Genomic DNA, 12437 nt, shown 5'->3' with positions numbered 1-12437 from the left:
CACTGGGGGAGGCACGACTGCCCGCAGCTACGGCAGCGTGGGCGGTGTCTTCGCCGGGGTTTCCTCCAGGGCCGCCAGCGCGAGCGCGATCGCCTCGTCCAGTTGAGGGTCGCGGCCCGCCGCGTGGTCCTGCGGGCGCTGGGGGACCTCGACGTCGGGGTCGACGCCGTGGTTCTCCACGCCCCAGCCGTATCCCTCCAGCCAGAACGCGTACTTGGGCTGCGTGATCAGCGTGCCGTCGACCAGCCGGTAGCGGCTGTCGATGCCGATGACGCCGCCCCAGGTGCGGACCCCGACGACCGGGCCGATGCCCAGCGCCTTGATCGCCGCGTTGACGATGTCGCCGTCGGAGCCGGAGAACTCGTTGGCGACCGCGACGACCGGCCCGCGGGGCGCGTCCTGCGGGTAGCTGGTCGGCCGCATCCCGCGCGGCAGGTCCCAGCCGACGATGCGCCGGGCCAGCTTCTCCACCACCAGCTGGGAGGTGTGGCCGCCGCGGTTCTCGCGGACGTCGACGACCAGGCCCTCCCGGGCCACCTCGACGCGCAGGTCGCGGTGGATCTGGGCCCAGCCGGGCGCCTGCATGTCCGGGACGTGCAGGTAGCCGAGCCGGCCGCCGGACTTGTCGTGGACGTAGGCGCGGCGGTCGGCGACCCAGGCGTGGTAGCGCAGCGGCTCCTCGTCGGCGAGCGGGACGACGACGGCGTGCCGCACCTCTCCGCCGCCGGAGGGGGAGATGGTCAGCTCGACGGGCTTGCCCGCCGTACCGACGAGCAGTGGTCCGGGACCGGTGACCGGGTCCACGGCCTGTCCCGCCACCGCGACGATCGCGTCCCCGGCGCGCACCGCGACCCCGGGTGCGGCGAGCGGGGAGCGGGCGTCGGGGTCGGAGGTCTCGGACGGCAGGACACGGTCGATGCGCCAGGCGCCGTCCTCGTGGCGGGAGAGGTCCGCGCCGAGCAGGCCCTGCCGGGCGCCGGAGCCGTGGCCGCCGCGCGGGGTGACGTAGGCGTGCGAGGTGCCCAGTTCGCCGTGCACCTCCCACAGCAGGTCGACCAGGTCGTCGTGGGTGGCGACGCGGTCCAGGACGGGCCGGTAGCGGTCCAGGACGCCGTCCCAGTCGACGCCGTTCATGTCGGCCCGCCAGTAGTGGTCGCGCATGATGCGGCCGGTCTCGTCGAACATCTGCCGCCACTCGGCGGCCGGTTCGACGGTCTGCCGGACCCGGCCCAGGTCGACGGTGATGTTGGTGTCGCTGTCCTCGTCGCCGGAGGCCCGCCGGTCGCTGGGGACGACCTTGAGCCGGCCGTCGGTCCACAGCAGCACCCGCTTGCCGTCGCCGCTTACCTCGAAGTGGTCGGCGTCGCCGCCGAGGTGCTCGACGCGCTGCTGGGCGAGGTCGTACCGCTCCAGTTCGGTGTTCGGGTCGGGGTCCTCCGGATTGGCGCGGGAGGCGCCGAGGACGCCGGTGAGCGGGTGGCGCAGCCACAGGACGCCGTCCTTGGCGGCGCGCAGCCGGGAGTAGCGGGCGGCCTCGACCGGGAAGGGCACGATCCGGTCGGCGAGGCCCTCGATGTCGATCCGGGTGGTGGGGGTGCCCTCGCTGTCGGGGGTCTCCTCGCGGTCCGGCGTCTCGAAGGGGCGGCCGTGGCGCTGCGGACCGAAGGGCGAGGGCGTGGTCGCGGCGAGGGTGATCAGGTAGGGCCGGGCGCCCTCGACGAAGGCCAGGTCGAAGACGTGCTCGTCGTAGACCGGGTCGAAGGAGCGGGTGGAGAGGAAGGCGAGGTGCTTGCCGTCCAGGGTGAAGGCCGGCGAGTAGTCCTTGAAGCGCAGCGGCGTCGCCTCGCTCACCGACAGGTCGGTGGTGTTGGCGAGCTTGAGCTGGCGCAGCGGCTCCGGGCCGGGGTGGGACCAGGCGAGCCAGGAGGAGTCGGGCGAGAAGACCAGGCCGGAGGCGTCGCCGTCCTCGCTGCGGTCGACCTCGCGGACCTCGCCGCTCTCGCGCTCGACGAGCAGGACCCGCCCGTCGTGCGAGGCGACGGCGACGCGGCTGCCGTCGGGGGCCACGGCGAGGTGCAGCACCCGGCCGAGCTGCCCGGCGGCCAGGCGCCGTGCGGTGGCACCGGGGGCGAGTCCGGTGGCGGGCGCGAACTCCAGGGCGTCGTCGCCCTCGGCGTCCGTCACCCACACCACCCACTCCTCGCCGTCGACGCGGAAGGTACGCGGCAGCCGGGTGCGCACGCCCGGGGTGGCCGCGAGGGCGCGGGCGGGTCCGGAGCGGTGGGTGACCCAGTGCACGCCGCCGCGGACGGCGACGGCGCTGCCGCGCGCGGTGTGGTCGGGGGACGCGGAGCCGAACCAGCGGGCGGCGTTGACCGGGTACGACTGGAGGTCGACGCGGGCGCCGCCGAGCCGGACGTCCAGGCGGCGCGGTTCGGCGCCGTCGAGGTCGTCCAGGGTCCACAGCTCACCGGCACAGGAGTAGACGACGCGGCTGCCGTCGGTCGCTGCGTGCCGGGCGTAGAAGCCGTCGACTGGTGTGTGCCGGCGCAGGTCGGAGCCGTCGGCGAGGGAGGAGTAGAGGGCGCCGGTGCCCTCGTGGTCGGAGAGGAAGGCGATCCGGTCGCCGACCCAGAAGGGGTACTCGATGTTGCCGTCGAGGCCGTCGTGCAGGCGGACGAACTCGCCGTCGTCCTCGCGGTCGATCCACAGCTTGCCCGCGGTGCCGCCCCGGTAGCGCTTCCACCAGGCGGCCTCGCGGCCCATCGGCGCGGACAGCAGCACGGTGTGCGGGCCCTGGGCGACGTCGCCGACGGGTCCGTACGGCAGGGTGGTCGCCGGGCCGCCGTCCAGCGGGAGGGCGCGGGCCCAGCTGCGGCGCAGGCTGGCCTGGCCGTAGGTGCTCAGGGCGAGGACGCGGCCGTCGGCGGTCCAGCCGCGTACCTGGGTCCTGATGCTGCCCCAGTGGGTGAGGCGCTTGGCGGGGCCGCCGTCGACGGGGGCGACGTGCACCTCGGGGGCGCCGTCGCGGGTGGAGGTCCAGGCGACCGTGGTGCCGTCGGGCGAGATCCGCGGGTGGTTCACCGGCACGTTGTCGGCGCTGACCCGCCAGGCACGGCCGCCGTCGAGCGGGGCGAGCCACACGTCGTCCTCGGCGGTGAAGGCGACCAACTCGCCGTGCGGGTGCGGAAAGCGGAGGTAGGCAGGCGCTGCGGGCTGAGTCACCCCCATACCCTATGCAGGGGCGCGGCCCGCCGACAGAGGTTTGGATCACTTCCCGGCCTAGGGGGTGTCGTTTGGATCAGGCCGGCCGCGGCCTGCGGTGCCTTGTGGCCGACCAGACCTCGCGACCCCGGCAAGATCCAAACGACACCCCCTAGGACCCCGTCCGGCTACTTGCCCTCGACCGGCCGGCAGTGCGGGTCGTCCGGGCACCAGATGGTCCGGGTGACGGTCACGGTGGGCCCCGGCCCGTTCTGGGAGGGCCGGTTGGCGGGCGGGGCGCCGGTGGCGTCGCAGTTGCCCAGCCCCTTCACCCGGAACCACTCCTTGCCGTCCACCTTCGCGGTCAGGTTGCCGCGCACGCAGGCGCCGTTGACGACCCGGGTGACCTCGCCGTCGACGGTGATGTCCTTGTCGTCGTCGGTCCTGCCCTCGCAGTGCACGGAGGCGACCGCGTTCTCGCTCGCCGAGGCCGTGGTGCCCTTGTCGCCGTAGGAGGCGGTGCAGGTGAGCCAGCGCACCTCCGCCTTCTGCCGCTGCAGTTCGCGGGTCACGGTCTGGTCGGTCGTGTAGGCGACCGTCGCCGAGCTGAGTCCGCCCGGCTCGCACGCGACGAGACCACCGACGGCGACGGCCGAACCGACGACCACCGGAGCCGTGCGCCAAATCCGCCTCATTGCCCCCATGAAGGGCAGCCTCCCACCGCCCGGGGACCGGCGGTAGGGCGCATACGGCCACTCCTCACTACCGTGGGCGCCATGGGGGACGACCGCAGGCAGCGCAGGCTCGTCGTGGACGAACGCACCACCTGGCTGTGGAGTCACCGGCGGAAACGGGGCCGCGACGGCGTCTGGCGGGACGCGCTGACGCTGTACCGGGACGGGCTCCGGGTCCGGTTCGTCTTTCTCGCGGGCGCGCCCGACTCCGGCCGGTACACCTCGGAGGGCGACTACTGGTACGAGGGCTGCGTGGGCGACGGCCGCGGCAACCTGCTCAACCTGCGCGAACCCGGTGTCGTACGGGCGCTGGTCGAGGAGGCCGGGCGGCGGGCGCTGCTGCCCGGGCCCGGGGGCCGGCCGGTGGAGCTGGACGGCTGGGAGCTGTTCCCCGCCGTGGTCGCCGCCGCCGACGGCTGACCGGGGCCGTCACGGGACCGGACCCGGCACCGGGCGCGGTCAGGACCAGCGGCCGGTGCGGGCCAGGAGTACGGCGGTCGCGGCGGTGCCCGCGGTGGAGGTGCGCAGGACGCTGCGGCCCAGGCGGTAGGGGTACGCGCCGGCCTCGGCGAAGAGCGCCAACTCGTCCGGGGACACCCCGCCTTCGGGGCCGACCACCAGCACGATGTCGCCGGAGGAGGGGAGTTCGGCGTCGGACAGGGGGACGTCACCGCTCTCGTGTAGGACGGCGGCGAAGTCGGCCGCGGCCAGAAGTGAGGCAACCTGCTTGCTGCTCGCGGCGTCCGCGACGTCGGGGAAGCGGACCCGGCGGGACTGCTTGCCCGCCTCCCGGGCCGTCGCCCGCCACTTGCCGAGCGCCTTCAGACCGCGCTCGCCCTTCCACTGCGTGATGCACCGGGACGCCGCCCAGGGCACGATCGCGTCGACCCCGACCTCGGTCATCGTCTCGACGGCCAGCTCACCGCGGTCGCCCTTGGGCAGGGCCTGGACGACGGTGACGCGGGGCTGCTCGGCGGGCTCCTCGCGCACGCCGCCCGGGACGGTGACGACCAGGCGGTCCTTGCCCTCGGCGGCCTTCACCGAGCCCTCGGCCCAGTGGCCGCGCCCGTCGGTGAGGACGACGTCCTCACCCGCCCGCAGCCGCTTCACGGAGACGGCGTGGCGTCCCTCGGGGCCGTCGAGGACGTACTCCCCCGCCGGCAGGTCCTGCGGCCGCAGGGAGTCGACCACGAACACCGGTGCCGTCATCGGGCGCCGCCCCCCGTCCCATAGCCCGAAAACCCCGACAACGCTGTCCCGGCGTCGGCGAGTTCGGCCGCCAGCACCTCCACCAGCTGTCCCGCGGGCAGCTCCCGGGCCATCCGGTGGCCCTGTCCCGCCCAGAGCGCCATGCCCTGCGCGTCGCCCGTCTTCGCCGCCGCCCTGCGCACCGGCGAGGTGAGGTGGTGCACGTCGGGGTAGGCGGCGGGGGCGTAGCGGCCGTGCTCGCGCAGGAAGCGGTTGACCAGGGCGCGGGCCGGGCGGCCGGAGAAGGCGCGGGTGAGTTCGGTGCGGACGAAGAGCGGGTTGGTCAGCGCCTGCTTGTGCAGGTCGTGCGCGCCGGACTCGGGGGTGGCGAGGAAGGCGGTGCCCAGCTGGGCCGCGCTCGCGCCGGCCGCGAGGACCGCGGCGATCTGGCCGCCGCGCATGATGCCGCCGGCGGCCACGATCGGCAGGCTCACCGCCTCCCGGACCTGGGCGACCAGCGACAGCAGTCCGGTCCCCGCGCCGCCGGTCTCCGGGTTGTCCCGGTGGGTGCCCTGGTGGCCGCCCGCCTCCATGCCCTGGGCGATCACCGCGTCGGCGCCGGACTGCTCGACGGCCCGGGCCTCGTCCGCGGTGGTCGCGCCGACCAGGGCGAAGGTGCCCACGCGGTGCAGGGAGTCGACGACCTCGCGGCTGGGCACGCCGAAGTGGAACGACACCACCGGCACGGGGTTGTCCAGCAGGACGGCGACCTTGGTGTCGTAGCCGTCGTCCCGTCCGCAGTCGGGGTCGCCCAGCTCGGTCTCGTACCAGGCGGCCTCGCCGGCCAGCTGGTGGGCGTAGACGTCGACGGCGGCGGGATCGGCCGTCTCCGGCTGCGGGAGGAAGAGGTTGACGCCGAAGGGACGGCTCGTGAGCCCCCTCAGCTGTTTGATCTCCTGGTACATCCCGTCCGCGGTCTTGTACCCGGCGGCCAGGAAGCCCAGCCCGCCCGCCTCGGACACCGCGGCCGCGAGCCGCGGCACGGAGACGCCGCCCGCCATGGGCGCCTGCACGATCGGGTAGGGGAAGAGATCGGTCAGTGCGGAGGACATGACGGCATGTTGTCACGTCCTCCACACAAGTCCGAATCCGGGCTTCCGTCGGCATACGCCAGGAGCATCCGCATCGCGGCTACGACGTCAACGCCCGTTGAACGCGTCCTTCAACCGCGAGAACAGCCCTTGCTGCCCGGGCTGACTGTGCCTGCCCGGGGGCAACCCCCGGACCCCCGGCAGACCCCGGCCGCCGACCACACCCGCGCAGCAACCCGACGCCCGCCGAAGCCCTACGTCAGCGCGTCAGCGCCCGTTGAACGCGTCCTTCAGCCGCGAGAACAGCCCTTGCTGCCCCGGCTGACTGTGCCTGCCCGGGGCAACCCCCGGACCCCCGGCAGACCCCGGCCACCGACCACACCCGCGCAGCAACCCGACGCCCGCCGAAGCCCTACGTCAGCGCGTCAGCGCCCGTTGAACGCGTCCTTCAACCGCGAGAACAGCCCTTGCTGCCCGGGCTGGAACTGCCCCGTCGGGCGTTCCTCGCCGCGGAGCTTGGCCAGCTCGCGCAGGAGGCGTTCCTGTTCGGGGTCGAGCTTGCCCGGGGTGGTGACCTCGACGTGCACGATGAGGTCGCCGCGGCCGCCGCCGCGCAGGTGGGTGACGCCCCGGCCGTGCTTCGGGATCGACTGGCCGGACTGGGTGCCCGGGCGGATGTCGACCTCCTCCATGCCGTCGAGGGTCTCCAGCGGCACCTTGGTGCCGAGGGCCGCCGCCGTCATCGGGATGGTGACCGTGCAGTGCAGGTCGTCGCCGCGCCGCTGGAAGGTGGAGTGCGGCAGCTCGTGGATCTCGACGTACAGGTCGCCGGCGGGGCCGCCGCCGGGGCCGACCTCGCCCTCGCCCGCGAGCTGGATCCGGGTGCCGTTGTCGACACCGGCCGGGATCTTCACCGTCAGGGTGCGCCGGGAGCGGACCCGGCCGTCGCCCGCGCACTCGGGGCACGGGGTCGGGACCACGGTGCCGAAGCCCTGGCACTGGGGGCAGGGACGCGAGGTCATGACCTGGCCCAGGAAGGACCGGGTGACCTGCGAGACCTCGCCGCGGCCGCGGCACATGTCACAGGTCTGGGCACTGGTGCCCGGGGCCGCGCCCTCGCCGTTGCAGGTGTTGCAGACGACCGCGGTGTCGACCTGGATGTCCTTGGTCGTACCGAAGGCGGCCTCGTCCAGCTCGACCTCGATGCGGATCATCGCGTCCTGGCCGCGGCGGGTGCGCGAGCGCGGCCCGCGCTGCGACGCCGTGCCGAAGAACGCGTCCATGATGTCCGAGAAGTTCCCGAAGCCACCCGCGCCGAAGCCGCCCGCGCCACCGCCGGCGGCCTGCGAGAGGGGGTCGCCCCCGAGGTCGTAGACCTGCTTCTTCTGCGGGTCCGACAACACCTCGTAGGCGGCGTTGATCTCCTTGAACCGCTCCTGGGTCTTCGGATCGGGGTTGACGTCCGGATGCAGCTCGCGCGCGAGCCTCCGGAACGCCTTCTTGATCTCGTCCTGGGAGGCGTCGCGGCGCACGCCGAGTACGGCGTAGTAGTCCGTGGCCACCTACGACTCCGCCAGGATCTGTCCGACGTACCGTGCCACTGCGCGTACCGCTCCCATCGTTCCCGGGTAGTCCATGCGGGTCGGTCCGACCACGCCGAGCTTGGCAACCGCCTCGCCGCCCGAACCGTAGCCGACCGACACGACGGACGTTGAGTTGAGTCCCTCGTGGGCGTTCTCGTGACCGATCCGTACGGTCACGCCCGGATCCTTCGCCTCGCCGAGCAGCTTGAGGAGCACGACCTGCTCCTCAAGGGCTTCCAGCACCGGCCGGATCACCAAGGGGAAGTCGTGCCCGAAGCGGGTCAGATTGGCGGTGCCGCCGATCATCAGCCGCTCCTCGTTCTCCTCCACCAGCGTCTCCAGGAGAGTGGAGAGCACGGTGGAGACCGTACCGCGATCCTCGGCCTCGAAGGGCTCCGCCAGATCTTCCACCAGAGCCGGCACGTCGGCGAAACGGCGCCCCGCGACCCGGCTGTTGAGCCGCGCCCGCAGATCGGCCAGCGACGCCTCGCCGAACGGCGCCGGGCAGTCGACCATCCGCTGCTCGACCCGCCCGGTGTCCGTGATCAGCACGAGCATCAGGCGCGCGGGCGCGAGCGAGAGCAGCTCCACGTGCCGCACGGTCGAGCGCGTCAGCGACGGATACTGCACGACGGCGACCTGCCGGGTGAGCTGCGCCAGCAGCCGCACCGTACGGGCCACGACGTCGTCGAGGTCGACGGCGCCCTCCAGGAAGTTCTGGATGGCACGCCGCTCGGGCGCGGTCATCGGCTTGACGCCCGCCAGCTTGTCGACGAAGAGCCGGTAGCCCTTGTCGGTCGGGATGCGCCCCGCGCTGGTGTGCGGCTGCGCGATGAACCCCTCGTCCTCCAGGGCCGCCATGTCGTTGCGCACGGTGGCCGGGGAGACGCCGAGGTTGTGCCGCTCGGTGAGGGCCTTGGAACCGACCGGTTCCTCGGTGCCGACGTAGTCCTGGACGATGGCGCGCAGCACCTTCAGCCTGCGTTCACTGAGCATCGGCGCGCACCTCCAGCTGTCGTCCGTCCGATTCCGGCCTGTCTGTCCTGGCACTCATGGCTCGCGAGTGCCAGACTTCCCCGGCCCAGTGTACGGCCGTGGGGTACGCCCCCGGCAAGGCCGGGACCAAGCCGTTAGCGTCGTCGCCGTGACGGTGACTTGGGAAGAGCTGGGCTGGGAGCGGCTGGCGGACGGGGTGGGGCGGTGCCGGCTGCCGGACTGGGACTGCACGGCGGGGCTGGTACTCGGCTCGGACGCGGCGCTGATGGTGGACGCGGGGTCGAGCCTGGACGAGGGCGCCCGGTTGCGCGAGGGGGCGCGGCGGCTCGCCGGCCACCGTGTGACACATCTCGCGCTGACCCACCCGCATTTCGACCACGTCTTCGGCGCGGCGTCGTTCACGGGCGCGGAGGTGTACGGCGCGTACGGCGCGGCGGGCACGGGCGCGCTGTTCGCGCCGGGCGGACAGGGGCGCCGGGCACTGCGCGCGGACGCGGTGGCGGAGGGGCTGGACGCCCGGGCGGCCCTGGAGGCGGCCGAGGCGCTCTCTCCCGTCCGGCACGAGGTCCGGGGCGAGCAGCCGCTCGACCTGGGCGGCGGACGGCAGGTCCTGCTGGCCGACGTGGGCCCGGGGCACACCGGGCACGACCTGGCGGTACTGGTGCCGGGCTCCCCGGACGTCCTGTTCTGCGGCGACCTGGTCGAGGAGTCCGGCGAGCCGCAGGCGGGCCCCGACGCCGTACCGTCGCGCTGGCCGGCCGCCCTGGACCGGCTGCTGGAGCTGGGCGGCGACGACGCACTGTACGTCCCCGGTCACGGAGCGGTGGTGGACGCGGCGTTCGTCCGGGCCCAACGGGACGCGCTGGCCGCCCGGTTCGGCGTGTCGCGTTGATCACCGCGCGGGGGTTCCTCGTATCGTCGGCAGAATGCGCCAGTACTCCGCCGACCTGACCCCTCCGTGGAAGAAGCCGCAGCCGGTTCCCGAGGTGCCCGCCGATCCCGGCCTGGTGGTCGAGGAGCCCGGCACCGGGTTCTGCGGCGCGGTGATCCGCTGCGAGGCGGGCACGGTGACCCTGGAGGACCGCTTCGGCAAGCACCGCGTCTTCCCGCTGGAACCGCGCGGCTTCCTCCTGGAGGGCCGCGTGGTGACGCTGGTCCGCCCGGCCTCCCCCTCCGGTCCCGCGCGGTCCGCCCCTTCCCGTACGGCGTCCGGTTCGGTCGCCGTCCCCGGCGCCCGCGCACGGGTGGCGCGCGCCGGGCGCATCTACGTCGAGGGGCGGCACGACGCCGAGCTGGTCGAGAAGGTCTGGGGCGACGACCTGCGCATCGAGGGGGTGGTGGTGGAGTACCTGGGCGGCGTGGACGACCTTCCGTCGATCGTCGCCGACTTCGCTCCCGGCCCCGACGCACGGCTGGGTGTCCTGGTGGACCACCTGGTGCCGGGTTCGAAGGAGTGGCGCATCGCGGAGGCGGTGACGAGCGAGCACGCGCTGGTCGTGGGCCACCCGTACATCGACATCTGGGAGGCGGTGAAGCCGGCATCGGTCGGCATCGACGCCTGGCCCCGGGTGCCTCGCGGTCAGGACTGGAAGACGGGAGTGTGCCGGGCGCTGGGGTGGCCGTCAGAGAACACGGGGGCGGTGTGGCAGGCGATCCTGGCCCGGGTGAACTCGTACAGGGACCTGGAGCCGGAGTTGCTGGGGCGGGTGGAGGAGCTGATCGATTTCGTTACGGACGGTGATGAGGCTTGACGCCCTTGTAGGTGCCGAACATGGTGGTGTCCAGCTCCACGCCCAACTGTTCCAGCGGCAGCGGTGTCCCGAACTGAGTGATCCGCTGCACCTGATAGTCAGCCCCCTCACCTCGCCCGACCGGCTCCGAGTACAGAACACACTGGGCCATGACGGGGTCGATGATCAGATAGGTGGGCACTTCACCCGCAGCATAGATCAAGCGTTTGACGCCATAGTCTCGGTCGACGCTGGTCTTCGAGACCACTTCCACGACCATCGTGATCATCTGTGATGGCAGAAGACGCCCTGAGTCCGGGCCAACGCCGACTTCCATGACCACCAGGTCGGGTACAGGCTCACTGGCCTCGTCGACAACGTCGACGTCCTGGGTCTGGAGCCGTTCCCACCGCCGGCGCGGAATCTGATCCATCAGCGAAGTCACGATCCGGTTGTGCACCAGATCGGGGCTGGCCATCATCACGATTTCTCCCCGGAGAAGCTCCACCTTGAGCCCCTCGGGTGGCTCGAACCCCGCGAAGAACTCCGCGACTCCACGTTCGTCCACAGCTGTCATCTCCGTGGCCCTCCACATTCGCCGCGTGCTGTCGGCGGCAGCCTATGGATCAGGTTAGGGGCCGAACCCGCGTTCCGCACCGATTCACTCCCCCGAGTGATCAGTCCACCAGGTCCCGCACCACCGCGTCCGCCAGCAGCCGCCCGCGCAGCGTCAGCACCGCGCTCCCGGCCTCATACGGCCCCTCCTGGAGCAGCCCCTCGGACACCGCCCGCCGCGACGCCGCGAGCCCCGCCTCCCGCAGCAGCGACAGCGGGACGCCCTCCCGCAGGCGCAGCTCCAGCAGGATGCGCTCCACGCGCCGGTCCTCGTCCGTGAGGATCTCGCGCCCCGCGCCCGGCGACTTGCCCGCCGCCAGCGCCCCCGCGTACGCCCCCGGGTGCTTCACGTTCCACCACCGCACGCCCCCCACGTGGGAGTGCGCGCCCGGCCCCGCGCCCCACCAGTCGGCGCCCCGCCAGTACAGCTCGTTGTGCAGGCAGCGCCCCGCGTCGGAAGTGGCCCAGTTGGACACCTCGTACCAGTCGTAACCGGCCGCGGACAATGCCTCCTCGGCGATCAGGTACCGGTCGGCGTGCACGTCGTCGTCGGTCATCGGGACCTCGCCGCGCCGGATCCGCCGGGCGAGCTGGGTGCCCTCCTCGACGATCAGGGCGTACGCCGAGACGTGGTCGGGTCCGGCACCGAGCGCGGCGTCCAGCGAGGCCCGCCAGTCGTCGTCGGACTCGCCGGGGGTGCCGTAGATCAGGTCGAGGTTGACGTGGTCGAAGCCGGCCGCGCGGGCCTCGGCGACACAGGCCTCGGGGCGCCCCGGGGTGTGGGTGCGGTCCAGGATCTTCAGGACGTGCTGCTTCGCGCTCTGCATGCCGAAGGAGATCCGGTTGAAGCCGCCCTCGCGGAGGGCGGCGAGATACGCCGGGTCGACGGACTCCGGGTTGGCCTCCGTGGTGATCTCCGCGTCCGGCGCCAGGCCGAACTCGTCGCGGATCGCGCCCAGCATCCGCACCAGGTCACCGGCGGCCAGCAGGGTGGGCGTGCCGCCGCCGACGAAGACCGTGCGGACCTCGCGGGGGTCGTCGCCGAGCACCTTGCGGGCCAGGCGGACCTCGTCGACGAGGGTGTCGGCGTAGTTGTCGCGGGAGGCGAGGACGCCGCCGGTGCCGCGCAGCTCGGTGGCGGTGTAGGTGTTGAAGTCGCAGTAGCCGCAGCGGGTCGCGCAGTACGGCACGTGCAGGTAGAAGCCGAGGGGGCGGTCGGCGGCCCCGGCGAGCGCGGACGCGGGCAGGGCGCCGTCGGCGGGGACGGGCTCGCCGTCGGGAAGTGCGGAGGGCATG

General features: G+C 73.2%; 11 protein-coding genes. 3 read left to right on the top strand and 8 right to left on the bottom strand.

Going from position 1 to position 12437, the window contains the following annotated elements; all coding sequences use genetic code 11:
- Window positions 1–27: 27 nt before the first annotated feature.
- Window positions 28–3231: a S41 family peptidase gene (locus tag Sru02f_RS06025; protein WP_109032978.1), complete on the bottom strand. Its 3204-nt coding sequence runs from the start codon at window positions 3229–3231 to the stop codon at window positions 28–30.
- Between the two features lie 161 nt (window positions 3232–3392).
- Window positions 3393–3908, bottom strand: coding sequence for a hypothetical protein (locus tag Sru02f_RS06020; protein WP_109032977.1), 516 nt, complete (start codon window positions 3906–3908; stop codon window positions 3393–3395).
- 72 nt (window positions 3909–3980) lie between these two features.
- Between Sru02f_RS06020 and Sru02f_RS06015 the strand changes: the two genes are divergently transcribed.
- Window positions 3981–4358: a hypothetical protein gene (locus Sru02f_RS06015; RefSeq protein ID WP_174855130.1), complete on the top strand. Its 378-nt coding sequence runs from the start codon at window positions 3981–3983 to the stop codon at window positions 4356–4358.
- 39 nt (window positions 4359–4397) lie between these two features.
- Here the strand turns inward: Sru02f_RS06015 and Sru02f_RS06010 are convergent, their stop codons facing one another.
- From Sru02f_RS06010 to hrcA, 4 genes are all read right to left on the bottom strand, one after another.
- On the bottom strand, window positions 4398–5147 hold the full coding sequence (locus tag Sru02f_RS06010; RefSeq protein WP_109032976.1) for a 16S rRNA (uracil(1498)-N(3))-methyltransferase: 750 nt from the start codon (window positions 5145–5147) through the stop codon (window positions 4398–4400).
- Entirely contained in the window at window positions 5144–6238 is a 1095-nt protein-coding gene (locus Sru02f_RS06005; protein ID WP_109032975.1) for a nitronate monooxygenase, read from the bottom strand. The genes Sru02f_RS06010 and Sru02f_RS06005 overlap by 4 nt, the downstream gene beginning before the upstream one ends.
- A gap of 404 nt (window positions 6239–6642) precedes the next feature.
- A complete protein-coding gene (gene dnaJ, locus Sru02f_RS06000; protein WP_003976250.1) occupies window positions 6643–7779 on the bottom strand; it encodes a molecular chaperone DnaJ in 1137 nt (378 codons plus the stop codon).
- Window positions 7780–8796 carry a heat-inducible transcriptional repressor HrcA gene (hrcA, locus tag Sru02f_RS05995; protein WP_003976249.1) on the bottom strand — a complete coding sequence of 339 codons (1017 nt, stop codon included), beginning with the start codon at window positions 8794–8796 and terminating at the stop codon, window positions 7780–7782.
- 148 nt (window positions 8797–8944) lie between these two features.
- Between hrcA and Sru02f_RS05990 the strand changes: the two genes are divergently transcribed.
- Both Sru02f_RS05990 and Sru02f_RS05985 read left to right on the top strand, forming a co-directional pair.
- Complete coding sequence (locus Sru02f_RS05990) at window positions 8945–9688, top strand: MBL fold metallo-hydrolase (protein ID WP_109032974.1); 744 nt, start codon at window positions 8945–8947, stop codon at window positions 9686–9688.
- A 34-nt stretch (window positions 9689–9722) separates the two neighbouring features.
- On the top strand, window positions 9723–10547 hold the full coding sequence (locus tag Sru02f_RS05985) for a DUF3097 domain-containing protein (RefSeq protein ID WP_109032973.1): 825 nt from the start codon (window positions 9723–9725) through the stop codon (window positions 10545–10547).
- Here Sru02f_RS05985 and Sru02f_RS05980 read toward each other — a convergent pair.
- Together Sru02f_RS05980 and hemW are read right to left on the bottom strand one after the other, a co-directional pair.
- Window positions 10525–11103: a Uma2 family endonuclease gene (locus tag Sru02f_RS05980; protein WP_164277141.1), complete on the bottom strand. Its 579-nt coding sequence runs from the start codon at window positions 11101–11103 to the stop codon at window positions 10525–10527. The genes Sru02f_RS05985 and Sru02f_RS05980 overlap by 23 nt on opposite strands.
- 100 nt (window positions 11104–11203) lie before the next feature.
- The gene (hemW, locus tag Sru02f_RS05975; protein ID WP_109032971.1) at window positions 11204–12436 is read right to left on the bottom strand and encodes a radical SAM family heme chaperone HemW; all 1233 of its coding nucleotides are present in this window, start codon (window positions 12434–12436) and stop codon (window positions 11204–11206) included.
- Between the last annotated feature and the right edge of the window lies 1 nt (window position 12437).

Origin of the sequence: Streptomyces rubrogriseus, assembly GCF_027947575.1 — a bacterium.
Taxonomy (GTDB): Bacteria; Actinomycetota; Actinomycetes; order Streptomycetales; family Streptomycetaceae; genus Streptomyces; species Streptomyces rubrogriseus.
This window is presented reverse-complemented; position numbering and strand designations above follow the sequence as displayed.

Coding starts and splice junctions, on each gene's coding strand:
- Sru02f_RS06025 (WP_109032978.1), bottom strand. CDS start 3,231: ATGGGGGTGACTCAGCCCGCAGCGCCTGCCTACCTCCGCTTTCCGCAC.
- Sru02f_RS06020 (WP_109032977.1), bottom strand. CDS start 3,908: ATGGGGGCAATGAGGCGGATTTGGCGCACGGCTCCGGTGGTCGTCGGT.
- Sru02f_RS06015 (WP_174855130.1), top strand. CDS start 3,981: ATGGGGGACGACCGCAGGCAGCGCAGGCTCGTCGTGGACGAACGCACC.
- Sru02f_RS06010 (WP_109032976.1), bottom strand. CDS start 5,147: ATGACGGCACCGGTGTTCGTGGTCGACTCCCTGCGGCCGCAGGACCTG.
- Sru02f_RS06005 (WP_109032975.1), bottom strand. CDS start 6,238: ATGTCCTCCGCACTGACCGATCTCTTCCCCTACCCGATCGTGCAGGCG.
- hrcA (WP_003976249.1), bottom strand. CDS start 8,796: ATGCTCAGTGAACGCAGGCTGAAGGTGCTGCGCGCCATCGTCCAGGAC.
- Sru02f_RS05985 (WP_109032973.1), top strand. CDS start 9,723: ATGCGCCAGTACTCCGCCGACCTGACCCCTCCGTGGAAGAAGCCGCAG.
- Sru02f_RS05980 (WP_164277141.1), bottom strand. CDS start 11,103: ATGACAGCTGTGGACGAACGTGGAGTCGCGGAGTTCTTCGCGGGGTTC.
- hemW (WP_109032971.1), bottom strand. CDS start 12,436: ATGCCCTCCGCACTTCCCGACGGCGAGCCCGTCCCCGCCGACGGCGCC.